This window comes from Robiginitalea insularis, from assembly GCF_052497835.1.
The window spans coordinates 2,724,825-2,748,740 of sequence record NZ_CP199296.1; the positions used below are offsets into that span (position 1 = coordinate 2,724,825).

Annotated in this window: 20 protein-coding genes; 11 read left to right on the forward strand and 9 right to left on the reverse strand. The window is 48.3% G+C overall.

The features are described 5' to 3' along the window. Positions 1 to 19 precede the first annotated feature (19 nt). Complete coding sequence (locus ACT6NV_RS12410) at positions 20 to 808, forward strand: sugar phosphate isomerase/epimerase family protein (protein ID WP_445384760.1); 789 nt, start codon at positions 20 to 22, stop codon at positions 806 to 808. Positions 809 to 825: 17 nt separating this feature from the next. Here the strand turns inward: ACT6NV_RS12410 and ACT6NV_RS12415 are convergent, their stop codons facing one another. Next, on the reverse strand, positions 826 to 1,920 hold the full coding sequence (locus ACT6NV_RS12415) for a glycoside hydrolase family 130 protein (RefSeq protein ID WP_445384761.1): 1,095 nt from the start codon (positions 1,918 to 1,920) through the stop codon (positions 826 to 828). Positions 1,921 to 1,934: 14 nt separating this feature from the next. Between ACT6NV_RS12415 and ACT6NV_RS12420 the strand changes: the two genes are divergently transcribed. After that, positions 1,935 to 2,777 (forward strand): M15 family metallopeptidase, encoded by an 843-nt coding sequence (locus tag ACT6NV_RS12420; RefSeq protein ID WP_445384762.1) that lies wholly within the window; start codon positions 1,935 to 1,937, stop codon positions 2,775 to 2,777. Between the two features lie 7 nt (positions 2,778 to 2,784). Here ACT6NV_RS12420 and ACT6NV_RS12425 read toward each other — a convergent pair whose 3' ends face one another. The 6 genes from ACT6NV_RS12425 to tsaD form a co-directional block, all read right to left on the reverse strand. Further along, a complete protein-coding gene (locus ACT6NV_RS12425; protein ID WP_445384763.1) occupies positions 2,785 to 3,960 on the reverse strand; it encodes a THUMP-like domain-containing protein in 1,176 nt (391 codons plus the stop codon). Between the two features lie 7 nt (positions 3,961 to 3,967). Continuing rightward, positions 3,968 to 5,068, reverse strand: coding sequence for an AI-2E family transporter (locus ACT6NV_RS12430; protein ID WP_445384764.1), 1,101 nt, complete (start codon positions 5,066 to 5,068; stop codon positions 3,968 to 3,970). A gap of 6 nt (positions 5,069 to 5,074) precedes the next feature. After that, entirely contained in the window at positions 5,075 to 5,734 is a 660-nt protein-coding gene (locus tag ACT6NV_RS12435; RefSeq protein WP_445384765.1) for a DUF4159 domain-containing protein, read from the reverse strand. An 87-nt stretch (positions 5,735 to 5,821) separates the two neighbouring features. Beyond that, positions 5,822 to 6,529 (reverse strand): 16S rRNA (uracil(1498)-N(3))-methyltransferase, encoded by a 708-nt coding sequence (locus ACT6NV_RS12440; protein ID WP_445384766.1) that lies wholly within the window; start codon positions 6,527 to 6,529, stop codon positions 5,822 to 5,824. Between the two features lie 20 nt (positions 6,530 to 6,549). Further along, the gene (locus ACT6NV_RS12445) at positions 6,550 to 6,891 is read right to left on the reverse strand and encodes a TfoX/Sxy family protein (protein ID WP_445384767.1); all 342 of its coding nucleotides are present in this window, start codon (positions 6,889 to 6,891) and stop codon (positions 6,550 to 6,552) included. A 27-nt stretch (positions 6,892 to 6,918) separates the two neighbouring features. Next, positions 6,919 to 7,956 (reverse strand): tRNA (adenosine(37)-N6)-threonylcarbamoyltransferase complex transferase subunit TsaD, encoded by a 1,038-nt coding sequence (gene tsaD, locus ACT6NV_RS12450; RefSeq protein ID WP_445384768.1) that lies wholly within the window; start codon positions 7,954 to 7,956, stop codon positions 6,919 to 6,921. An 81-nt stretch (positions 7,957 to 8,037) separates the two neighbouring features. On the opposite strand from tsaD, the gene ACT6NV_RS12455 reads away from it, so the two are divergent. The 4 genes from ACT6NV_RS12455 (at position 8,038) to ACT6NV_RS12470 (ending at position 15,561) form a co-directional block, all read left to right on the forward strand. After that, entirely contained in the window at positions 8,038 to 12,477 is a 4,440-nt protein-coding gene (locus ACT6NV_RS12455) for a translocation/assembly module TamB domain-containing protein (RefSeq protein WP_445384769.1), read from the forward strand. 142 nt (positions 12,478 to 12,619) lie between these two features. Further along, the gene (gene pfkA, locus ACT6NV_RS12460; RefSeq protein WP_445384770.1) at positions 12,620 to 13,606 is read left to right on the forward strand and encodes a 6-phosphofructokinase; all 987 of its coding nucleotides are present in this window, start codon (positions 12,620 to 12,622) and stop codon (positions 13,604 to 13,606) included. A gap of 18 nt (positions 13,607 to 13,624) precedes the next feature. After that, positions 13,625 to 14,626, forward strand: coding sequence for a type I glyceraldehyde-3-phosphate dehydrogenase (gene gap / locus ACT6NV_RS12465; RefSeq protein WP_445384771.1), 1,002 nt, complete (start codon positions 13,625 to 13,627; stop codon positions 14,624 to 14,626). Between the two features lie 83 nt (positions 14,627 to 14,709). Continuing rightward, positions 14,710 to 15,561, forward strand: coding sequence for an N-acetylglucosamine kinase (locus ACT6NV_RS12470; protein ID WP_445384772.1), 852 nt, complete (start codon positions 14,710 to 14,712; stop codon positions 15,559 to 15,561). Positions 15,562 to 15,649: 88 nt separating this feature from the next. Here ACT6NV_RS12470 and ACT6NV_RS12475 read toward each other — a convergent pair whose 3' ends face one another. Both ACT6NV_RS12475 and ACT6NV_RS12480 read right to left on the reverse strand, forming a co-directional pair. After that, the gene (locus ACT6NV_RS12475; protein ID WP_445384773.1) at positions 15,650 to 16,036 is read right to left on the reverse strand and encodes a RidA family protein; all 387 of its coding nucleotides are present in this window, start codon (positions 16,034 to 16,036) and stop codon (positions 15,650 to 15,652) included. Positions 16,037 to 16,052: 16 nt separating this feature from the next. Continuing rightward, a complete protein-coding gene (locus ACT6NV_RS12480; RefSeq protein WP_445384774.1) occupies positions 16,053 to 18,764 on the reverse strand; it encodes a putative LPS assembly protein LptD in 2,712 nt (903 codons plus the stop codon). Between the two features lie 135 nt (positions 18,765 to 18,899). On the opposite strand from ACT6NV_RS12480, the gene ACT6NV_RS12485 reads away from it, so the two are divergent. Genes ACT6NV_RS12485 through ACT6NV_RS12505 form a run of 5 tightly spaced genes read left to right on the forward strand, consistent with a single transcriptional unit; the run spans position 18,900 to position 23,890 of the window. Next, positions 18,900 to 20,243 carry an N-acetylmuramoyl-L-alanine amidase family protein gene (locus ACT6NV_RS12485; RefSeq protein ID WP_445384775.1) on the forward strand — a complete coding sequence of 448 codons (1,344 nt, stop codon included), beginning with the start codon at positions 18,900 to 18,902 and terminating at the stop codon, positions 20,241 to 20,243. A gap of 55 nt (positions 20,244 to 20,298) precedes the next feature. Continuing rightward, positions 20,299 to 21,267, forward strand: a complete 969-nt coding sequence (locus ACT6NV_RS12490) for an MlaD family protein (protein ID WP_445384776.1) — start codon at positions 20,299 to 20,301, stop codon at positions 21,265 to 21,267. Next, positions 21,267 to 22,592 (forward strand): 4Fe-4S dicluster domain-containing protein, encoded by a 1,326-nt coding sequence (locus tag ACT6NV_RS12495; protein ID WP_445384777.1) that lies wholly within the window; start codon positions 21,267 to 21,269, stop codon positions 22,590 to 22,592. Before ACT6NV_RS12490 ends, ACT6NV_RS12495 begins: the two co-directional genes overlap by 1 nt. An 8-nt stretch (positions 22,593 to 22,600) precedes the next feature. Continuing rightward, a complete protein-coding gene (locus ACT6NV_RS12500; protein WP_445384778.1) occupies positions 22,601 to 23,392 on the forward strand; it encodes a (Fe-S)-binding protein in 792 nt (263 codons plus the stop codon). A gap of 15 nt (positions 23,393 to 23,407) precedes the next feature. Beyond that, entirely contained in the window at positions 23,408 to 23,890 is a 483-nt protein-coding gene (locus tag ACT6NV_RS12505) for an ABC transporter ATPase (RefSeq protein WP_445384779.1), read from the forward strand. Positions 23,891 to 23,916: the final 26 nt, after the last annotated feature.

Genomic DNA, 23,916 nt, shown 5'->3' on the forward strand with positions numbered 1-23,916 from the left:
TGGGCTCTGTATGTGCTCTATGGGTTCAAACGCACAAAAAATCGGGCTGCAACTCTACAGCCTGCGCAAGCAGTTCAAATCCGATATTGAACAAACACTCCAATTTATCAAAAGCAACAAGATTCAGTACATTGAGGGTGGGGACACTTATGGAATGCCGCTCCCGGAATTCCTGGCATTGCTCAAAAAGAACGGTTTACAGGCTGTAAGTGTAGGAGCCTCATTTGAGGATCTGGACCGTGAACCGGAAAAAGTCCTTGCCCTTGCCAGGGCGTATGGAGCCGAATTTATTATGTGCGCCTGGATCCCGCACCGCCAGAATCAATTCGGCCTGGCTGAAATTGAAAAAGCGGCCAGGGTCTTTAACAAGGCCGGCGCCCTGTTCGAAAAGGCAGGGCTGGAGCTGGTCTACCATCCGCATGGTTATGAATTCAGACCCTACAGGGACGGAACCCTCTTTGACGAATTTCTCTCCAGGGCAGAGCACTTTCGTTTCGAGATGGACATATACTGGGTACAGCATGCCGGGCAGGATCCTTTGGAGCTTCTCAATACGTATCCGGAGATGTTTCCGCTGTTGCACCTCAAGGACATGCAAAGGGGATATAAAGGTGATTTCAGCGGGCAGGCAGACGTCAATACGAATGTAGTTCTGGGGGAGGGGCAAATAGACATTGCAGCTATTGTTAAACGGGCAGGGGAGCTGGATATTCCCTATATTTTCCTGGAAGATGAGTCCGATTCGGTACTAGAGCAGCTCCCGAAGAGCCTGGCCTATCTCAGGCAGCTCAGCTCCGTAAAAGATTAACCCCCTGAAGACCAAAACTAGTGATCTGTTACGGGCCGAATAGCAACCCCTACCATAGAATCAGCTGTGCCATAATACAATATCCATTGATCCCTGAAATATACCAGGGCCTCTGTAAAAGTGGTCCCGGCCTGGTACTGTCCGCTGAGTTCGTGTGGCAGGCTGGGGCAGATAAAGGGCTTTTCAAGGCGTTTGATAAATTTGGAAGGGTTATCCCGGTCAAAAAGGGCCTGACCTCCGCAATAGGTGCCTTCCGGGGTTTCTGTCCCGGCCCCGGGACCGCTCAGGTTTTTCCCATTGTAGATCAGCAGGATACCATCCTCAGTGTACAATGCAGGAGGGCCGGGTTCCACCAGATGACTGTCAAACTTGCCAGGGCTTGGTAAAAAACTTTTGGCGAGCTGTCCTTCAGAATCCCACTCCGGTTTCCAGTCCTTACCGTCGCCGGAACGGGCTACATTCACAAAAAGTTCCCCCCAGTACATGATGTACTGTCCGTTTATTTTTTTGGCGATCAGTCGTCCGTTTTTCAGTTCGGTCACTACGGCACCCGATTTGCTCCAGGTATCGAGAAAGGCGCCGTCATAAGCATTTTCAAATACAGGGCCCTGTTTGGTCCAGTGGTATAAATCCGGGGAGGTAGCACTGGAGAGCCTGGCGGTCTGCTGGTTCCAGCTGGTATACAACATCAGGTAACTGCCGTCTTCAAGCTCTACTACCCTGGGGTCTTCCACCCCACCAGGGTAATCCCACTCGGAAAAAGCATCATTGTCCGGAAATAAAACAGGCTCGGGGTGTTTTTCAAAATGAAGCCCGTCGGTACTGTAGGCCAGGCCAATACGCGAGGTGCGTTCCCCAAGCCTGGCATCCGGGTTGTCCTCTGCGCGAAAAAGCATGAAAACCGTGTCGTTCCGGACGATGGCAGCCGGGTTGAAAACATCGGCCTGCTGCCAGTTTACACTGTCCTTTTTCACAGGGCAATAAAAGCGGTATGTTGCATCCGCCTGTAATACCGGGTTGGTTTCGGGTTTGGTGAATCCGGTGAGCCAGGGCTGCTGGGAGGTCAGGGCAAAGGGGATAAATAACAGGAATAAACGTATATAATTCTTCAAGATTTCAGGGAAATATGGATTTAGACCTAAAGGTAAGCACAAATGGTCAATACTCCGGCCTGCAAAATATTTCTCAGGAAGGAATTCCTATCTTTAAGCCCATGATTCAGCGGAAAAGGCATAATAGCTACAATTATTTTGCGGTTCTTATCTTGTTACTGTTGTCGGGTAGTTTACAGTTGACCGGTTGTAAAGGCGAACCTTCCCGGGAACAGCATTCCCTTCAGGATCTGCCCGCCGATTCAATCCCAGCGGACACCACTGAGGTTCGGGTTAAGGCCCCGGCCTTGCCGCCTCTGGAAACGCTTCCGGACAGTCTTTTTATCCGTCTGGCGGATTACAGTGATGCCTTTTCCTATGACCTGCGCTATGCCACAGCCAATAATTTTTTAAAGGAGGCAGTTTATGAATGTGCTGAATGCTATACCCGTGCCAGTACGGCGCGTGCACTTATCGCTGCGAATACCGTTTTTCAAAGCAAGGGCTACCGTATCCGTTTTTTTGACTGTTACCGCCCCAATAGCGTGCAGTACGCCATGTGGGAAATCTTCCCAAACCCCCAGTATGTAGCCAACCCCGTAAAAGGATCTATCCATAACAAGGGGGGAGCGGTAGACATAACCCTGGAAACCCTGGACGGGGAAGTGCTGGAGATGGGTACTGATTTTGATTTTTTCGTGCCACGGGCACATCACGATCACACGGCTTTACCTGCCCAAATATTGGAAAACCGCCGACTTTTGAAAAGCGTGATGGAAGCCCACGGTTTCTGGTCTATACGGACCGAGTGGTGGCATTATAACCTGAAGGCCGCATCTGTCTATTCGGTAGCCGATTTTAAGTGGGAATGCCCGTAGCACATCCTCAGACTTTACTGGTCTCAATAACCTGAAAGCTTTCGTCTGCACAGCGAACAAAAAAGAGGTACTGATCCCCTCCGGCAGAGATTTTATTGCGTTTTCTGACCCGTGCAACGGTTTCCGGAAAATTCCGGCAACTGATGTTTGCCTTTGAAAAAGGTAGTTTCCCAGGTTTGTAGGGTACTATTTGTTTGATCTCAAAGCGTCTTCCCGGATAGTCAATCAGGTTTTCTGAGGTAAACAGATGCGTATGGCGATGCAGTTTCTGAAGCCCGTAGCGGCTGCCTGCCAGTTTAAAGGCCCCTGATTTGAGGATGGCTGCATTGGGCTCGTATAGATACTGTAATGGCATACTGTAGCTGCTTTCCGCTGCCGGTTCCTCTTCCGGATAAAAGGAAAAGGTCTGGTCCTGGGTTTGGAGGTTCACAGTAACCACTTTCCAGGGTCCTTCCCACTGGTCTTCCAGGAGAAAGAGCAGTTCCTTCACTTCGTTCTTTACGGCAAGTATATGGACCTCCCGCACCCCGCTTAAGGTTTGCCGGGCGGCCTGAAGGTCCAGCATCGGAGAGGTTTTGATTATCATTCTCGGACTTAGCTGAAAAACCCGGGAAAGGATTTCGGGTATATTCGGTTCACAGTCTTCCAGCAGGAACACTTTGCGCTTGGCCGAGTCCCGCCGCGATGGGTCTGCGTAAACCCAATCCAAACGCTGTTTTTTATCGATCATCTCATCCAGGACCGAAAGACCATCTCTATCGTATACCTGGATGTTTTCAACACCGAGGATTTTAAAATTATGCCGGGCTACTGCAGCCAGTTCTGCATTGTGTTCACAATACAGCACAGACTCCACCTGCCTGCTGAAAAAAACACTATCCACCCCGAAACCCCCGGTCAGGTCCAGCAGTGATTTTCCGCTAACAAGAGCTGCTTTATACTCGGCTGTAAGTTGAGAAGAGCTCTGTTCTAGATTCAGGCCGGGAGGATAGTAAATTGCCCTTTTTTCAAACCACAGTGGTAATTTTTTTTCGGCCTTCTGCAAGCCTGCGAGCTGCTGGGCCAGTTCACGGGAATCAATGTCCGGAAAAGGGCTCCCGGAGAGGGAAACTGACAGGATGTCAGCCTTTAAATTTTTTCGTATAAAATCTTGTACACCAGTATTTAATAATTTTTTATTCAAAGTAAAACTATAAATTCTGGGTCAGGTTTTTTACAATCTTATTTTCCGCCAGAAATTCCTTTAAAATAACCTTTATAGCGGTATATCCGGGCACCGCTACAATCATCCCGACCACTCCGAACAAAAGGCCTGCGATAATAATTATCAAAAATATTTCCAGGGGATGTGAGCGCACGCTGTTTGAAAAGATAAAAGGTTGGGAAAAGAAATTATCTACCAACTGCCCGATTACCAGTCCCAGGAAAACCCAGCCTACATCCGGCAGGATTACGGAACTGAAGTCTGAACCCAGGTTACTGGTCATGGCCAGCAATATCATAAGCACGCCTCCAATGATAGGACCGATGTAGGGGATAACATTGAAGAGGGCGCAAAGGAAAGCGATAACTACGGCATCTTCGATTCCCACCAATAATAAAACAACAGTATAAATTACAAAGAGCACACTGATCTGCAATAATAGTCCCACGAAATAGCGGGAGAGCAGGTTGTTTATTTTTTCAAGGGAGTGGATGAGGTTTTGTTCTTTGTGATCGGGAACCAATGTGAGCAGGCTGTTCTTTAACAGGTTGCTGTCCTTTAAAAAGAAAAAGGAAATAAACAAGATGGAAAAAAGGCCAACGCTGGCATTGCTGAGGATATCCATAAAAGAATTCAGGATGTTTGGGATAAAGCCCATATCCAAACCTTGCAGCACTTCGGCATCGAACTGGGCCTGTTCTATAATATCCGAAACCTGGTCGGGAGAAGCACCAAAATAAGTTGTAATCTGCTTATAGAGAGAGATCAGGTTGGCGCGGAGGTCCTCAATATTTAACAGGGAAAGGTTTTTCCCCTGTTCGGAAATCAGCGGGACAAAAAGCGAAATTATTCCGGCCAGTATTCCCACCATCAAGAGCATTACACAAATAACCGCAAGGGTATTCGCGAATTTTAACCGTTTCCTCAGAAAATGGGTTACAGGCCTCCCGATCAGGGCAATTACCGCCGCAATGAGGACATAGGCGATAACGGAGCGGATCACGTACAAAAAATAGAGGATGAGCACTATCCCCGTCAGGATCCCTACCGCCCTTAAGATACCACTGGCGATGATTCTTGAATTCATATAAACTTAATTTTTAAAGGCGTAGTGAATGATATTGGCACCCATTTGAAGGGCTTTTCTTCGTACCGCTTCGGGATCATTATGGACCTCCGGGTCTTCCCATCCGTCCCCCAGATCGGTCTCCAGGGTAAAAAGCAGCACCAGTCGCCCTTCGTGAAAATAACCCAGGGCCCTCGGCCTTTTGCCGTCGTGTTCGTGTATCTTCGGAAGTCCTTCGGCAAATCGGTAGGGTTCCGTGAAAATAGGGTGGTCTGAGCCGATCTCTTCCAATTCCTTATCCGGGAATATTTTGGGCAATTCCTTGAGCAGGTATGGAGCCATCCCATAATTGTCGTCTATATGCAAAAACCCCCCTGCCAGCAAATACAGGCGCAGGGCCTCGGCTTCTTCCGGGCTGAAAAGTACATTTCCGTGTCCGGTCATGTGTAAAAACGGATATTGAAACAATTCATCCCTGCCCAATTCGACTGTCTGAGCGTTGGCTTCAAGCTGGGTCCCGATAGCGGCATTACAGAATTGTACCAGGTTGGGCAGTGCCGTAGGATTGGCATACCAGTCCCCGCCTCCTTTATACTTCAGTAGTCCAAGGCTCTGTGCGCCTGCACATGTGCCAAAAAGCACTACGCAGGAAAGGAATAAGAAAAAATGCTTCTGATAGAACTTCATCGGATTAAATTTATGAATTCTGTTTGTACTGCTGTAAACATAAACAGGGCTTAAGGGTTTATTAAGTACCGCTTATCCCCGAATTAATCAGGTGTTATTGATCAGGTTTACTGTTGCACAGGCCACAAGGGCTGCTGTTTCGGTTCTTAAACGGCTTTCACCCAGGGATACAGGAATAAAACCCTTATCATAGGAGGCAGCAATTTCGTCCTGACTGAAATCTCCTTCCGGCCCGATCAGGATTACAATATCCTTGTCAGCCGCTACCCTTCGCTTCAATTCCATTTTCTCTTCCTTTTCGCAATGGGCAATGAAACGGAGCACAGGGTGCTGTTGTTCCAAGAATTCTGTAAAGGACACTGGTTCATTGAGTTTGGGCAAAAAAGTGCGGAGGCTCTGTTTCATAGCTTCCTGTATGACCCTTTGCAACCGGCTGCTGCTGAGGGTCTTCCGTTCAGAGCGCTCGCAGATTATAGGCGTTATCTCGTTTACCCCAATTTCTGTAGCTTTTTCTAAAAACCACTGAAAGCGGTCCAGTTTTTTGGTCGGGGCCACCGCCAGGTGCAGCGAATACATCTTCGGGTGATTTTTACGAATTTCCTGAACCTCGGCCATACAGTTTTTGGGGTCTGCCTGGATTAATTGGCAATGGAATAAAATTCCCTTACCATTGGTTACAAGGATCTCATCCCCCTCCCTTTTCCGCAAAACCTTTGCGATATGACGGCTCTCTTCGGGGCTGAATGAAAATTTTTTACTGTTTTGGTCCAGCTCCGGATTAAAGAAGTAATTCATTTAATGGATATTGTTTAATACTATTCCAATTTACTCTTTGCGTGTTCCAGCCCCAGAAGAAGCCAATATCGCAATTCCTTTCTCGATTGCAGGCCTTCGGGGGAAACCTGTACGAATTCTTTCATCACCTTCCCGCTAAAGTCCATAGGGGAAACCCAATCCTCTTGCAGGGTTGACTCCATTTTGGCCGGAATTACCCTTGCTATTAGTGAATCTTTCAGGATCCCGACCGTCATTTTACCCCTGAAAAGATAGGCCAGGCCTCCAAACATTTTTTTGACCTGCATGCTTTCGAAAATCTCAGGCCCCAGCTCCATTATCAATTCGTTTAGTTCTTGTTCTATCTGTTGATCGTAGGCCATGCTTCAGAAAGCTGAGAAAACAAGTGTTTAATTTCCGGAATTGATGCTGTAACGGGCAAGGGCCGTTACTCCCAGATCCGTAAATCTACCCTGAAGATACTTCAAATATCCTACAATGCCTATCATCCCGGCATTGTCCGTACAGTATTCAAGTTTTGGAATATGCACTTTCCAGCCCAGTTGATTCTCTGCGTCGCGAAGGGCCTCCCGAATCCCGGAATTTGCAGAAACCCCGCCTCCAACGGCTATCTCCTTAATTCCGGTTTGTGCCGTTGCCAGTGTCAGTTTTTCCATAAGGATTCGGACAATGGTGTGCTGAATTGAAGCACAAATATGGTTGCGTTCCCTGTTTACAAAATCCGGATCCCTCTGGCTTTCCCGTTGTAGAAAATATAAAATACTGGTTTTTAAGCCACTGAAACTAAAATTGAGACCGTCTACTTTTGGAATGGGGAAGGGGAATTTTTCAGGGTCCCCATCTTTTGCATATTGGTCTATCAGGGGCCCTCCCGGATAGGGCAGGCCCATAAGTTTGGCGCTTTTATCAAATGCCTCCCCTACGGCATCGTCCAGGGTTTCCCCCAGCACCTCCATTTGAAAATAATCCCGAACCAAAACAATCTGGGTGTGTCCCCCGCTGATGGTCAGGGCCAGGAAAGGGAAGCGGGGAGGGGTTTTGCCTGGCTCCTCAATAAAATGGGCCAGAATATGTGCTTCCATGTGATTTACCTCGATCAGCGGCAGCTGTAAGCCCAGGGAAAGAGACTTCGCAAAGGAGGTGCCTACCAAAAGGGATCCCATCAGGCCCGGACCCCTCGTAAAAGCTATGGCCGATACTAGTTTTTTGTCGATATTTGCCATGGCCAGTGCCTGATGAACCAGCGGGACGATATTTTTCTGATGCGCCCTGGAGGCCAATTCGGGTACAACCCCGCCGTATTCCTCGTGAATCCGCTGTGTGGCGACCACATTGCTCAACATTTTACGGTTGTGTAAAACAGCTGCAGAGGTGTCGTCGCAGGACGATTCTATCGCGAGGATATAAATTTCTTTTGAATTCGGCACGTTTGGAATAAAAATTGGAAATACAAAGGTAAAACATTAGGCCCTATCAGGAAATTCCGTAAAATACTCGTCCGTACCCTGTTGGCTGTCCTGGTGTTTTGTGTACTGGGAACGGTAATCCTTTCCCTGCCTGCCGTGCAAACCCGCCTGGCGCGCTATGCGACGGACCGCATAAACAAGGAGTTTGGAACCAATATACAACTTGATAAGCTGCGCATATCACTGATTAGCTGGGATACGGCCCTTGAGAATATCTATATAGAAGATTACCAGCAAGACACCCTGGTATTTATAAATGAGTTAAATACATCCATCCTGAGCCTGCGTGATCTGGCCGGGGGAAAACTGGAATTTGGCGACATCGAAATCCAGAACCTCTACCTGAATTTAAAGACCTACAGGGACGGGCCGGATACCAATCTGGGTATTTTTATTGATAAACTGGATGACGGGAAACCCAGGGCTGAAGGGACGCCCCCCTTTTATTTCTTCGCCTCCCGCGTGGATATTGGGCAGAGCCGCTTTTCCCTGAGGGACGAAAACCTGGAGTCCCCACAAATACTCGATTTTACTAAACTCAACATCGCTGCCAGCGATTTTACCATTCTGGGGCCTGAAGTCCGCACTCAGATAGAGGCGTTATCCCTGAAAAGCACACGCGACTTGCAAGTAGACCGCCTGGCCACCTCATTTACCTATACCAAACAACAAATGCGATTTGATTCCCTGAGCATCCGCACTCCTGAATCCCGGTTGGAAGGGAGCCTGTTGTTTGACTATGAGCGGGAAGATTTTGCTGCCTTTACCGATAAGGTGCAGGTAACAGCTCGTTTTGTGGATTCAGAGGTAGCCCTGGATGAAATCAATAAACTGTATCCGAAATTCGGGGCAGGGAAGAAAGTACAATTGAATACTTCGGCCAAAGGAACACTGAACGCGCTAATCCTCGAAGATCTCTTTCTGGTTACTGATAACACCGGGATCCGTGGGAACTTCAACTTTGATAACCTCTTTAAAAGAGACGGGGATTTCCGGATGGAGGCTTCTATTAGGGACATCACTACCTCTTATTATCAGCTGCGCGGGCTGATGCCTGAATTATTGGGGAATTCACTGCCTGCTGCATTGCAGAAACTCGGGCAGTTTACAGTCCGGGGGGAGTCTGTTGTAACTACCTCTTCCGTCAACGCCCAGGTCAATATTAACAGTGCCGTGGGAAGCAGCTATGTAGATCTGCAACTGGCCAATGTAGACGATATTGAGAAAGCCACTTATAAAGGCTTTGTTTCACTGATTGATTTTAATCTGGGGAAATTTACGGGGGATCCCAACCTTGGAAAAACGTCCATGGATATAAACGTGGAGGGGCAGGGGTTTACCCAGAATAACCTGAACACAGAGGTCATTGGAGAGGTTTACAGCCTCGGTTTCAATGGTTATGACTATAAGGACATATCGGTGTCCGGAGTCCTGAAGGACCAGTTATTTGACGGCTCCCTGATCTGCAGAGACCCTAATTTCATATTCAATTTTGAAGGATTGGCAGATTTCGGGAGCCAGCAGCACACCTTTAATTTTGTTGCCAACGTACAGCAGGCAGACCTCTTTAAGCTCAATTTTATCAAAGACAGCATTTCTGTTTTTCAGGGAGACCTGGCCATGGACGTCATCGGGAATACGCTGGATGATATTCGCGGGGATATCCGCTTTAGCAAAACGCAGTTTAAAAACGCAAACAACACCTATTATTTTGAGGATTTTAAAATTGAGTCCAGCTTTGATGCAGATACCCTGAGGACTATTGAAATCAACTCCCCCGATATCATTACGGGCTATATGCGCGGGAATTTTAAGGTTCGGGAACTGGGCCGCCTGCTGCAGAATTCCATTGGAAGTATTTACACGAACTACAAGCCCTACGAGATTTCCCCCGGACAGCGGTTGAATTTCAATTTTAAGATCTACAATAAGATTGTGGATGTCTTTTTTCCTCAGGTGTCTTTTGGGCCCAACACCTTTATCAGGGGGAATATCATAGCCGACCAGGGAGATTTCAAGCTGAATTTCAAATCCCCCAGCATTGCAGCTTTTGGAAATACCCTGGATAATATCGATATCCGGATAGACAATAAAAACCCGCTTTTCAACACTTATGTTGCAGTGGAAGATGTGTCTACGGTCTATTACGACCTGAAGGATTTCAACCTGATCAACACCACTTTAAACGATACCCTCTTTTTCCGTACGGAATTTAAGGGCGGAAGCGAATACAATGACAGCTACAACCTGAATTTCTACCACACCTTTGACAAGCAAAACAAGTCTGTTATTGGCCTGAAACGATCCGATGTGAGTTTTAAAGGGAACACCTGGGTGCTGAACCGCAGCGGGAACGATCGTAATAAGGTTATCGTGAACAGAACCCTTGACAGCATTCAGATAGAGGAAATTGTCATGAACAATGACAACCGGGAAGAAATCATTTTAAAGGGACAACTGGCCGATTCTACCTACAAAGACCTGGAGCTCCGGTTCAAGATTGTTTCCCTGAACAAGATTACACCGGCAATAGACAGCCTGAAGCTCAGCGGGGAAATCAACGGGGTGCTCAATGTGCGTCAGGAAGATGATATTTACCTGCCTATCGGCAATTTGAATATTGCGGATTTTGGGGTAAATGGCATTCCCATGGGGCAGCTGGATATTGGTATTGTTGGAAATAAAAACCTTACGGAGTTTTCGGTAAATACGCGCATTACAGATAACGGCCGGGAAAAATTAAGTGTAATCGGGACGGTGCAAAACCAGGGTGAAGTCCCCACGTCCAACCTTTCTGCCAGTTTCAGAGATTTTCAGCTGGAACCTTTCAGCCCCCTGGGGGAAGGGGTGATTTCTGATATTCGCGGGAAACTCAATGGAACTGTTGCTATTCAGGGCGATTTGCGCAACCCGGATTTCAGCGGATTCCTCACCATGGATGAGGCCGGTATTGGTATTCCCTATCTCAATGTAAATTACGACTTTGCCCCGGGGTCTGTGGTAAGCTTATCCAATCAGACCTTTGATTTTCAGAACATCCGGCTTACAGACGTGAGCGAGGCTACCCAGGCTACCCTGGACGGCACTATTACCCACGAGTTCTTTTCAAACTGGGAACTGGACCTGAATGTGGCTACCGGAAATAACCGCTTTTTGATCCTCAATACGGAATTCAACGAAGATGAACTGTACTATGGGACCGCTTTTGTTACAGGAAATGGACGGATTTACGGGCCCACCAATGCGCTCAAAATCGAATTCGACGGCTCCTCGGCCAGGGGGACCTCCCTTAAAATACCCATCAGCGATGTTACTTCTGTGGGGGATTATTCCTTTATCAACTTTATCGAAAAGGATGCGCGCCAATCGGTGGAAGCCGAACGGACCCTCAGAAATTACCAGGGCCTGGAACTGGAGTTTGACCTGCTGGTTACCCCGGATGCTGAGGTGGCCATCGTGATCGACCAGCGAACGGGCAGTTCCCTGAAAGGAACAGGGGAGGGGATTATCTTTATGGAAATCAATACCAACGGGAAGTTCAATATGTGGGGTGACTTCGTTGTGGTCACCGGGGAGTATAACTACAAACTGGGCGGGGTTATCAACCGCACCTTTTCCGTTCGCCCCGGAGGAACTATAAACTGGGACGGAGAACCCCTGGAAGCCATCCTGAACATGGAAGCGATCTATGCGCTGAATGCCAACCCGGCACCCTTACTGGACAATGCGTCCTACACCCGCAGGATTCCCACTGAAGTACTGGTTCGGCTCACGGGCGAGCTGGAACAACCCACCGTGGACTTTGACATTGAATTCCCGGGGACCAGTTCTATCGTAAAGTCTGAACTGGAATACCGCCTGCAAGACCCCACCGTTGAAGAGCGTAATGCCCTCTTCCTGCTGGCACAGGGTACATTTGTAAACGAGACCGGCGGGCTTAACCAGCAGGCTGTGGCCGGTAACCTGTATCAGACCGCTTCCAGCCTGGTCAATCAGGTGCTGGGCAGCAACGGAGACAAATTCAACCTGGGGCTCTCCTATGAAGGCGGGTACCAGGATCCGAATGCCGAAGTGGCAACTGAAGATCGGATCGGGGTTACGGTCTCCACAAAAATAAGCGACCGCATCCTGTTTAACGGCCGTTTCGGGGTGCCGGTAGGAGGGGTTAGCGAATCTGCCGTGGCAGGAGATGCTGAGGTGCAATTATTGCTAAATGAGGAAGGGACGCTGAGTATGCGCATCTTTAACCGGCAAAATGAAATCCAGCAATTCCTGGCAGACAACCAGGGGTATACCCAGGGGGTAGGTCTTTCATATGAGGTAGACTTTAATAGTTTCAGGGAGCTGCTCAGGCGTATTTTCACCAAAAAGGAAAAAGGGGACAGCCCACAAAACAACAGCAGAAACAGACCCGCTCCTGAAGGGGGTATGGGGCAGGATAGCCTTATACGTTTTTACTCCAAAAACAATAAACCTTTCTGAAATCCGGGATATTTATTGATTAATCTGCAGCTATTTTGCAAATAATTTACGAAAACGATTTCGGGATTATTGCAGCCGAAATGCCCCAATTTGGTTCGTATTGTGGCAGAAGTTTGTTAATTTTGCTGTTCTTAAAATAATAATGGAGAGAGCACTAAAGAAAATAGCCGTACTGACTTCCGGAGGAGATTCCCCGGGCATGAACGCGGCTATACGATCCGTTGTGCGGACCTGTGCCTACCTGGACGTGGAGTGTATGGCTGTTTACAGGGGGTACCAGGGCATGATAGAGGGAGACTTTGTCCCTATGAATGCGCGCAGCGTAAACAACATTATCCAAAAAGGGGGAACTATTCTGAAATCTGCCCGCTGTGAGGATTTTAAAACCCCGGAAGGGCGCAAACTGGCCCATGAGCAGCTTACCAAAGCGGGGATAGAAGGTTTTGTAGTGATTGGCGGAGACGGTAGTTTCAGGGGTGCGACCATCTTTAACAAGGAATACAACTTTCCGGTTATGGGTATTCCCGGAACGATAGATAACGATATCTTCGGAACCCGTTATACCCTGGGATTCGATACGGCACTGAACACTGTTGTGGAAGCCATAGACAAGATCAGGGATACGGCCAGTTCGCATAACCGCTTATTTTTTGTTGAGGTCATGGGTCGGGATGTAGGGCATATTGCCCTGAATGCCGGGGTGGCCGCCGGGGCTGAGGAAATTCTGATCCCGGAAGAGAATCTGGGTCTGGAACGCCTGCTGGATTCCCTCAAGCGGAGTAAAAAAACCGGAAAATCTTCCAGTATTGTGGTTGTGGCAGAAGGAGACAAAACAGGAAAGAACGTCTTTGAACTGAAAGAATACGTCGAGGAATACCTTCCCATATACGATGTACGGGTATCTGTATTGGGCCACATGCAGCGAGGAGGCAGCCCAACTGCCTTTGACAGGGTGCTGGCCAGCCGTATGGGCGTAAAAGCTGTTGAATCCCTGATGGATGGCAAGACCAATCTGATGGTTGGGATAATAGACAATGAAATGGTACTTACCCCAATAGAGGATGCAATAAAAGGACACACCAAAATAGACCGGGAACTCATACGGGTTTCCGATATAATGACAATTTAAACTAAAAACTTTTTAGAAATGGCAACATTAAAAATAGGAATAAACGGATTTGGACGCATCGGAAGACTGGTTTTCAGGGCTACCGTGGAGCGGGATAACGTAGACGTGGTAGCGATCAATGACCTGCTCGACGTAGAACACCTGGCATACCTGCTGGAGTACGATTCCGTTCACGGACGTTTCAACGGAACCGTTGCAGTTAAGGACGGAAATCTGGTTGTAAATGGCAAGACCATCCGGGTAACTGCAGAACGGGACCCCAAAAACCTGAAATGGGATGCCGTGGGGGCGGAGATCGTTGCGGAATGTACCGGGATTTTTACCACCCTGGATATGGCACAAAGCCATATTGACGGAGGAGCCAAAAAAGTAGTCATTTCAGCACCTTCCAAGGATGCCCCTATGTTTGTGATGGGCGTAAACCACAAGGATGTAAAAGCTTCGGATACCATTGTATCCAATGCCAGTTGTACCACCAACTGCCTGGCCCCTCTGGCCAAGGTACTGGATGATAATTTCGGGATTGAAGAAGGTCTGATGACCACTGTACATGCCACCACAGCTACCCAGCTTACTGTTGACGGGCCTTCCAGAAAGGATTATAGGGGCGGGCGCAGTGCCATGCTGAATATCATTCCGGCTGCAACCGGTGCGGCTAAAGCTGTAACCAAGGTAATCCCCGCTTTGGAGGGAAAACTCACCGGGATGGCTTTCCGCGTGCCTACAGCGGATGTCTCTGTAGTAGACCTGACCGTACGCCTGGAAAAGGAAACTTCTTATGAGGAAATCAAGAAAGCCTTTAAAGCGGCTTCTGAAGGAGAACTAAAGGGAATCCTGGGGTATACAGAAGAATTGGTTGTTTCCCAGGATTTTGTGGGAGACAAGCGCACCAGTATCTTTGATGCGGATGCCGGGATAGAACTGAACAGCAAATTCTTTAAGGTCGTTTCCTGGTACGATAACGAGGCAGGTTATTCCAATAAACTGGTAGACCTGGCCCAGTACGTTCATAGTTTATAATTTAAAGGATGACAACTTAAAAAGCCTCTGCGAAGTCATAGCTGATATGACCTTCCCAGAGGTTTTTTTACTATAATAAACCTATGGTAGTAATTGTAGACAGTGGGGCAACCAAGGCAGACTGGATAGCTCTTGATGCAAAAGGGGAACAGTTGTTTATGACCCAGACCCTTGGGTTGAGTCCCGAGGTGCTTAGCAAGGAAGTTATTGAAGAGCGGATGGCCAACAATTTTGAGCTGGCCAAAAACAGCAAAAAGGTGAAGCGCCTGTACTTTTACGGTGCTGGCTGCGGTACGGCGCGCATGCGGAAATTCCTGAGGAATATCTTTAAAAACTTCTTCCCGAATGCGAAGGTTGAAGTCAAGGAAGATACTTACGCCGCCATATATTCCACAACGAAGATCGGGCATCAGGGGATCGTCTGTATTTTAGGTACCGGCTCCAACTGCAGCTATTACGATGGCCACCAGCTCATCCAAAAAGTAACTTCCCTGGGTTATATCCTGATGGACGATGGGAGCGGAAACTTTTTCGGACGGAAACTGATCCGGGATTATTTCTACCATAAAATGCCACAGGACCTGGGCCTGATGTTCGACAAGGAGTACAATCTGGACGCCGATGTCATCAAAGAACACCTGTACAAAAAACCCAACCCCAACACCTATCTGGCCACCTTTGCCCGCTTTATTGTAGAGCATAAGGAGCATCCTTATTGTAAAGGGGTTATTGACAAGGGGTTCCAGCAATTCGTCAATAACCACATAATGCAGTTTGAGCTGGCCACTAAGGTGCCGGTGCATTTTGTGGGAAGTATTGCCTATTACCTGAGGGACGAATTAAAGGCGGTGGTTGAGCGCAACGACCTGATCTGTGGGGTGATCCGCCAGCGACCCATCGAAGGATTGGTGGATTTCCACAAAGAAACCATTTAGAAATTCCATCCCGATAGCTATCGGGACCAAATCCCAAATCGCAATTGGAATTTGGTACTTGGTGCTTGGAATTTTAAACTCTCGGGCTTCAGGCTGGCTTTTTTGCAATCATCGAAATTTCGACGTTTACGAATTTGGGTAGGTTTGCGACTTCCACCGTTTCCCGTGCCGGGGCTTCGGCAGGGTCAAAGTAGCGGGCATAGACCTCGTTAATCCTGGCAAATTGGTGCATGTCCTTTACGAAAATACTGCTCTTTACCACATGGCTGAAATTGAGGCCGGCAGCTGAAAGCACGGCCGAAAGGTTTTTCATCACCTGCTCGGTTTCGTCTTCAATATTGCCTAAGACCATGGCTCCGGAGTCAGGGTCCAGGGCAATCTGTCCGGAAACATAAAGGGTATCCCCGGCCAGAACTGCCTGGTTGTAGGGTCCAATGGGTGCAGGGGCTTTCTCTGTACGTATGATTTTTTTCATTTTCTGGTTTTTTATGTTAACGTGGAGGTGGCTGGCTGCGATTTTCCCATTTCAGGTCTTTAAGGACACTGGCTTTGATCCCGATAAAGAAATACCAGCGCTCAAAGTTGCCAAACGGGGTCCAGTCAAAAGTCAGGCGGAAACTTTTCAGGTCCCGCTCAAAATTAAAGGAGGTCAGGGAGAACCCCTTGTTTTTAAAGTCATAACCCGAGGAAAACCCTACCTGCCAGCGCGGAGAAAGACTCACATTACCCCGGAACATAAGGGAATGATTCGTAAACTCCCCGTCCCGGTTACGGTTGCTGTAGGTGGCTGCGTAAGAGAGTCGTACATCCCAGGGGATACTGCTGCCGTAAACGGGGTTATCGACATCGTCCGGGTCCCGGTCTGCAAACCGGCTTCTGTTGAAATCATTGGCCCTTCCAAAAAGCCCGTCAGTCCGCCCACCACTGGAAGCTACATAGGTATCCCCATCATAGGGGTCGGCGGCCTCATCCTCATCATCATCCGAATCTTTATCGAAGTCTTTGCTGCTAAAGCCATAACTGACGTTCAGCCTCGCACTGGTAATGCGAAATAAGCCCCCGCCGTTACTGATATTCAGGGAATTGATTCTCCTTCCGTTGTTATCAATGGCGTAAGGGTCCAGGCTGGCCCCGAAGTTGACCTGCATTTTGTTGTCAAAAAGGTTGGTTCCCCCCGTCATATTGATTGGGCTCAATTTCAGGGAATCTGCCTCGAAATTGTAGGAAGTCGTAAAATTCAGGCTGTTCAGCCACATCACCTTCTTGGGTTCCGTAGCGGTGGAATCCTTATCCCGTACCTTGGCCTCCAGGGTATTGGCAAGGGAAAAACTCATCGCGCTGGATTTCCCCCGGCTGGGTGTGCCGTAAAGCGTATTCTGAAAACGGGTATAGGTAATATTCTCCCCAGTCGCCTCATTGAGGAATTCATCGTAATACTGATCAAAGGAGGGGGCATAGCCGTAACTGACCGAAGGCCGCATCACGTGCCGTATCGCCTGTATTTTCTTGTCTTCGCCCCGGTTGAAGGTTCCGTAGACCGTGGTACCGATACTGGCGCTGAGGTTGTATTGGTTATACCGGTCAAATCCATTGATGGTGTCTGTAACCACAGCCTGCGTATCTGCATCGAACCGCTGTTCAAAAGTATCCCAGGTCCAGACATCTTCATAGGTACCCCCCAGGCTGACACTAAAATATTTGGCTACCTTGAAGTTGGTAGCGATGGGAATTTGGTGACGGGCCCCCAAACGGGCATTGTCAAACATTTTACCGGTCAAAAAGTCTTCATCATTGGTCCGGATGCTATTGCGCCCATTCACGTTATACTGGAAGTTGATGTTCTGCAGCGCCCCTTTTTTGATCCCATCCCTGTTGGCAAAAGGGAAGATCCGCTCCATACTGGCCTGCAGCGTAGGAAGGGTTACATCTACCGTATTGGTATTGGTATTCTGGTTGTGGGTTGCAGTAAGGCTAACGTTCACGGAGGGGTATTCCGGGAAGGTTTTGGAATAGGAAATGGAGGAGGACAGGTTGTTTACCTGCGTATTGGGTAAATTCTGCTGGATCAGGGAATTCCTGAAATACTGGCTGCTCCCCAGGTTTACGGAAGCCGATAAGCGCGAATTCGGGTTGGATTTCGGATCCTGGGTATGGGAAATCTGAATGTTGTAGATGGTCGATCTGCTGTAATCGTCAAAACCTTTCTGGCTGGTTACCAGGTTTTCATATCGAAAATTGATATTACCCCTGAATTTATAGCGCTTTACATAAACAGACTGCCCCCGGAAGCCATAACTTCCATTGGTATACAGGTCACCGGTAAGGGTCAGGTCCAGGTAATCGCTGATGGGGAGGTAATACCCCCCGTTTTGCAGGAAATAGCCCCGGTTTGGGTCATTCCCGAATGTTGGCATCATCACTCCGGCCGACCTGCCCGTGGTAAGCGGAAAATAGGCAAAGGGGAGTGCAATGGGGGTGGGCACATCAACAATATAGAGGTTGCTGAAACCGGCGATTACTTTTTTCTTGGGTACAAATTTGGCCTTGCGGATCCGGATATAATAATCGGGATCAATAGTGTCTTTGGAGGTTGTCAGTTTACCCTCGCTCAGGAAGTAAACCGAGTCGTTCTCTTTTTTAGTTTTTTCCGCATAGACCTTCATGGATTCGCTTCCCAATGACCCGAGGGCTGCCTTCTGTTCGCTTCGGGAGTTCCAGATCAGGGCCTTTTCCGTGTCGAAATTAAAGCGGATGGAATCAGGAATCACCTCATTGGTGCCCTGCTTGAAAAAGGGCAGTTGGGTATAATTGCCCAGCGAATCTTTCAGCCGACCGGCATATACTTCATTTTTAACGTAATCCAGGATGATAATACCGGCTTTGAGTTCAGTATCCTGATAGTAGATTTCCGCTTCATTATAGAGGTAAATCTTTTGTTTTTTCTGATCAATACGCACATAATCTTTTGCCTTGTATTTGATCTTGTCCAGAAGGGTCCCCTGGGCCGGGCGAACGCTATCCTGCCGGATGCTGTCTTGCTCCAGGCTTGCGGAGCCCAGCAAATCAGGCAGTTTTGGAGCCTTCAGGCTGTCTCCCACGGCTTTTATCGGCAGCGGTTCAGGCAAGTCTTCCTGGGCCAGGAGGTTTGCTGTAAGCAGGAAAAAGATCCCCGTGAAAAGTACCAGATGTTTATTTGCTTGCAAGGCTATAAATCCTATTTTTGTAAAGCGAATGCGTGGGATTCAGGGCTCAAACTTACATATTTTTCCCTCCGCAACGCCTACATTAAAACAAATTTAACCCCGGGAAAATTGAAGAAATGCACTAAATTATTAAGCATGTACAGGCAGGGGTTACTGGCTGCCCTGTTACTGCTGGGCGGGAAGCTCTGGTCTCAGGGGCCTTCAAACGCCGCCTACCTGGATGATACCTTTGTGGTGGTACTGGATGCCGGCCATGGCGGGCATGACCCCGGAAACCTCGGCAATGGGTTCCTGGAAAAGAATATTGCACTGAATATAGTGCTGGAAGTGGGGAAGGCCCTGGCGAATGATCCGAACACGAAAGTGATCTATACCCGGGACGATGATTCATTTGTGGATTTGTACGTACGCGGGGAGATCGCAAACAAAGCTAAGGCAGACCTATTTGTGTCGGTCCACTGCGATTCGCACACCTCCAATGCCCATGGGGCGGGCACTTTTGTGCTTGGCCTGCACGCCAATAAGCAGAATTTTGAAATCGCCAAAAAGGAAAACTCGGTAATCTACCTGGAGGATAATTACGAAAGCCGGTACTCTGAATACGACATCAACTCCCCTGAATCCGTAATCGGGCTAACCATTATGCAGGAGGAATTTCTGGACCAGAGTATTCTGCTTGGGAAATTTATGCAGGATCGCTTTACCGGAAAACTGAAACGCAATGACCGCAAGGTTAAGCAAGCCGGATTTATTGTACTGCATCAGACTTTTATGCCCAGCGTACTGGTGGAAACCGGTTTTCTGACCAACAGAGAAGAGGGGACTTACCTCAACTCCAAAAAGGGCCAGAAGGAGATGGGTACTGCTATTGCGGATGCTATTCGGGAATACAAAAAATCAGTTTGGGTCAATGATGTTCCACAGGCCGGTGGGCAAGTGGCTGTAGTTGAAAAGGAGGACACCCCGGAAACAGTTGTTGTAAACAAGCCGGTTGAGCCCAAAACTGTGCCGGAGAAAAAGCCGGTGGCAGAGAAACAAGACCCGCCCAAAAAGGAGGCGGTTCAGGTGCTGGCCAAAACCCCGGTGGATACCAGTCAAAATCCAACAGCGACAAAGCGGGCATCAGAAGAAACTGCAACAACGAAAACAAAGACTGAAACTGCTGATAAGGAAAAAACAATACCAACACCGGCCAAGACTGCTGAGGCCGCTTCTGATCTGGTATTTAAAGTACAGTTAATGGCCGTGAGCAAGGATCCGGACCTGAACCGGGCAGATTACAGAGGGCTTAATAAGCTTTCAAAGGAGCCCGTAGGCGGCATGTTCCGTATCCTGTACGGGAACACCCCTTCCTACGAAGAAGCTAAATTGCTGAAGGCCAATGCGGACCTGAAAGGGTATACTACTTCCTATATAGTAGCTTATAAAAATGGGAAGCGTATCCCCTTAAAAGAAGCCTTGCAAAGCCTGTCTAATTAATCGGGTGCCTTCCGAAAAATATTTCTAATTTTGTTAGGAACCCAAAACACGACATTTGAAACTATCCAGAGAAATTAAAACAGGAATCATCGTCATTGGCGGAATCCTGTTGTTTATATTGGGATTCAGTTATTTGAAATCTTCCCCCATCTTCGACAACAGCAAAACTTTTTATGTTGTTTACGAGCATGTAGGCGGCCTGCAGGCAGGTACGCAGGTAAGTATCAACGGATATAGTGTCGGAAAAGTGAACGACATACAGTTTAAAGACAGTTCAGGGAAACTGCTGGTTACCTTTTCGGTGGACAAGGATTTTGAATTTTCAGCCAATAGCATTGCGGAATTATACGATACCGGGATCATTGGCGGGAAAGGCATACAAATCCGTCCGGTGTTTGACGATGCCCCCATAGCCAAAAGCGGGGATACCCTGCCCGGGAATATTCGCCCGGGACTTACCGAATTGGTTCAACAAAAACTGACCCCTTTGCAATTAAAGGTCGAAGGCGCTGTTTCCAACGCAGATTCATTGCTTATCAATTTTAACGAGCTGCTGGACCTGGATACCAAGCAAAACCTTAGGGAAAGTGTTGCCGGGCTCAATAAGCTGCTGGCATCTTTTCAAAAAAGTGCGGATGTCCTGCATGAGCTGCTCAGTGAAAACCGTTCACAACTGGATAGTACCCTGGGGAATATCGAAAACATGACGGCCAATTTCTCCGATATTTCGGACTCCCTGGCCCAGGCAGGGCTGGGAAAGACCATTCGCAATATGGAGTCTACCCTTGCAAACCTGGACACGCTAATGGGGCGCATTCAGAAAGGGGAAGGCACCATGGGAAAATTGATGAAGGATGAGGCCCTCTACCAGAACCTGGCAGAAGCTTCCAGGGAACTGGATCTCTTGCTGCAGGATTTCCGACTGAATCCCAAACGATACGTGAACGTTTCCGTTTTTGGAAAAAAGCAAAAGGAGTATACCCTGCCGGAAAATGACCCTGCAGTACAAAAAGACCCTAATTAATGCAGTACCTACCCAACATTTTATTTCTGCTGGCACTCATAGCCGGCATCGGGTTTTTCAGCAGGAATATCCGAAGACTCATCCGCAATATAAAGCTGGGCAGAGAGACGCATCCCGGTGGAAGCAAGGGGGAGCGCTTCGGGCAGATGGCACGGATTGCCCTGGGCCAGAGTAAGATGGTGGTACGCCCCGTGGCGGGGATTATGCATATTATTGTTTATGTGGGTTTTGTGATAATCAACATAGAGGTCCTGGAAATTATAATAGACGGGCTCTTTGGAACCCACAGGATTTTCGCCTTCCTGGGGCCGGTCTACGATGGCCTTATTGCCTCTTTTGAAATCCTGGCCTTGCTGGTAATTGTAGCGGTAGTGGTATTCTGGATGCGAAGGAATGCCTTGCGCCTGCAGCGGTTCTGGAAACCTGAGATGAAGGGATGGCCCAAACGGGATGCGGATTTGATCCTGTACATAGAAGTGGTCTTAATGTTCCTTTTTCTTACCATGAATGCGGCAGATTACCAGTTGCAGCAACTGGGGACTGCTCATTATGCCGAAGCCGGCAGCTTTCCAATCAGTTCCATAATAGCCCAGTGGATGGAGGGCCTTTCCCAGGAAAGCCTGATATTGGTTGAGCGCACTGCCTGGTGGCTGCATATCCTGGGTATTCTTTTCTTCCTGAACTATTTATATTACTCCAAGCATCTGCACATTTTGCTGGCATTTCCGAACACCTATTGGGGTAAATTGGGTCCCAAGGGAGCTTTTCGAAATCTGGAGTCTGTAAAAAAAGAAGTTGCGCTGATGATGGATCCCAATGCCGATCCTTTTGCAGCCCCCGCTGAAGATGCTCCACCACCAGAAAAATTCGGGGCCTCGGATGTAATGGACCTTAGCCGGATCCAGCTTTTGAATGCCTACAGTTGTACGGAATGCGGCCGATGCACCAGTGAATGCCCGGCCAACCAGACCGGGAAGAAATTATCGCCACGAAAAATTATGATGGACACCCGCGACCGATTGGAGGAGGTGGGCAAACAACTCAGCCAGAATAAGGGTAAATGGGAACCAGATGGAAAACAATTGCTGGACGATTATATCAGCCGGGAAGAACTTTGGGCCTGTACCTCCTGTAACGCCTGTGTGGAGGCCTGTCCGGTAAGTATTGACCCTTTATCCATCATCATGGATATGCGGCAGTACCTGGTAATGGAGCAGTCTGCAGCACCTGCTGAACTCAATGTAATGATGGGGAATATCGAAAATAACGGAGCCCCCTGGCCTTTTAATCAAATGGACCGGCTCAATTGGGCCAGTGAAAAATAAGCAGCGATATGGAGCAATCACCTAAAATCCCGACCATGGCGGAATTATTTGCGGAAGGCAAACAGCCGGAAGTCCTCTTCTGGGTGGGCTGTGCGGGTAGTTTTGATGATCGGGCCAAAAAAATCACCAAAGCATTCGTAAAGTTGCTTCAGAAAGCGTCCGTTTCTTTTGCCGTGCTGGGAACAGAGGAGAGTTGTACCGGGGATCCGGCCAAACGCTCCGGGAATGAATTCCTCTTCCAAATGCAGGCGGCCACCAATATTCAGGTACTGAACGGTTATGAAATCAAAAAAATAGTGACCACCTGCCCGCATTGCTTTAACACCCTTAAGAATGAGTATCCCGACCTGGGCGGGGACTATGAGGTGGTTCACCATACACAGTTCCTGAAAGACCTGTTGGAGGCCGGAAGACTAACCCTTGAAGGCGGCAGCTTTCGCGGCAAGCGCATTACCTATCACGACCCCTGTTACCTGGGCCGGGCCAATGGAATTTACGAGGCCCCAAGGGAATTGATCCGCAAACTGGATGCAGAGCTGGTGGAGATGAAAAACTGCAAACAACGAGGCTTGTGTTGCGGGGCCGGTGGGGCCCAGATGTTTAAAGAACCCGAAAAAGGGGATCAGGACGTAAACATCAAGCGTACGGAAGAAGCACTGGAAACGAAGCCGGATGTTGTGGCGGCCGGATGTCCTTTCTGCAATACGATGATGACCGACGGGGTCAAAAACAAGGAAAAGGAAGATAGTATAAAGGTATTGGACCTGGCCGAACTGCTTGCAGATGCGGCTGATCTTTAAATCCCTGAAAACATTATGTTTGTAGCATTTGATAGTTTACCGGAAACTGCAAGGGTTTGGATATATCAGGCAAACCGGACCTTTACGGAAGAGGAGATGAAGTCTCTGAAGGCTGAATTACAGCAATTCCTGCAGCAATGGACCGCTCATGGAGCGGACCTGAAAGCGGGTTTTGCCACCCCTTACAACCGCTTTATAGTCATTGGCCTGGACCAGCAACAGGCGGCAGCTTCCGGCTGTTCCATAGATGCCTCTGTTCATTTTATACAATCCCTGGAAAAGAAGTACGGGGTAAACCTGCTGGACCGGATGAATGTTTCCTACAAACAGGGGGAGTATATTGCCTATAAACCGCTTGACGAATTCCGCAAAATGGCCAAAGCCAAAGCGGTTTCCCCAAAAACCATCGTCTTCAACAACCTGGTCAACAACAAATACGAGTACGAACAGGACTGGGAGGTACCCGCATCCGAAAGCTGGCACAGCCGGTTTTTTTAGTGTACCCGCCCGGAAGCAACCAAGAT

Excerpts from the sequence above, each read along its gene's own strand:
- gap (WP_445384771.1), top strand. The coding sequence starts at position 13,625 with ATGGCAACATTAAAAATAGGAATAAACGGATTTGGACGCATCGGAAGA.
- ACT6NV_RS12420 (WP_445384762.1), top strand. The coding sequence starts at position 1,935 with ATGGATTTAGACCTAAAGGTAAGCACAAATGGTCAATACTCCGGCCTG.
- ACT6NV_RS12470 (WP_445384772.1), top strand. The coding sequence starts at position 14,710 with ATGGTAGTAATTGTAGACAGTGGGGCAACCAAGGCAGACTGGATAGCT.
- ACT6NV_RS12485 (WP_445384775.1), top strand. The coding sequence starts at position 18,900 with ATGTACAGGCAGGGGTTACTGGCTGCCCTGTTACTGCTGGGCGGGAAG.
- pfkA (WP_445384770.1), top strand. The coding sequence starts at position 12,620 with ATGGAGAGAGCACTAAAGAAAATAGCCGTACTGACTTCCGGAGGAGAT.
- ACT6NV_RS12440 (WP_445384766.1), bottom strand. The coding sequence starts at position 6,529 with ATGAATTACTTCTTTAATCCGGAGCTGGACCAAAACAGTAAAAAATTT.
- ACT6NV_RS12435 (WP_445384765.1), bottom strand. The coding sequence starts at position 5,734 with ATGAAGTTCTATCAGAAGCATTTTTTCTTATTCCTTTCCTGCGTAGTG.
- ACT6NV_RS12410 (WP_445384760.1), top strand. The coding sequence starts at position 20 with ATGGGTTCAAACGCACAAAAAATCGGGCTGCAACTCTACAGCCTGCGC.
- ACT6NV_RS12495 (WP_445384777.1), top strand. The coding sequence starts at position 21,267 with ATGCAGTACCTACCCAACATTTTATTTCTGCTGGCACTCATAGCCGGC.
- ACT6NV_RS12430 (WP_445384764.1), bottom strand. The coding sequence starts at position 5,068 with ATGAATTCAAGAATCATCGCCAGTGGTATCTTAAGGGCGGTAGGGATC.
- ACT6NV_RS12500 (WP_445384778.1), top strand. The coding sequence starts at position 22,601 with ATGGAGCAATCACCTAAAATCCCGACCATGGCGGAATTATTTGCGGAA.
- ACT6NV_RS12505 (WP_445384779.1), top strand. The coding sequence starts at position 23,408 with ATGTTTGTAGCATTTGATAGTTTACCGGAAACTGCAAGGGTTTGGATA.
- ACT6NV_RS12475 (WP_445384773.1), bottom strand. The coding sequence starts at position 16,036 with ATGAAAAAAATCATACGTACAGAGAAAGCCCCTGCACCCATTGGACCC.
- ACT6NV_RS12445 (WP_445384767.1), bottom strand. The coding sequence starts at position 6,891 with ATGGCCTACGATCAACAGATAGAACAAGAACTAAACGAATTGATAATG.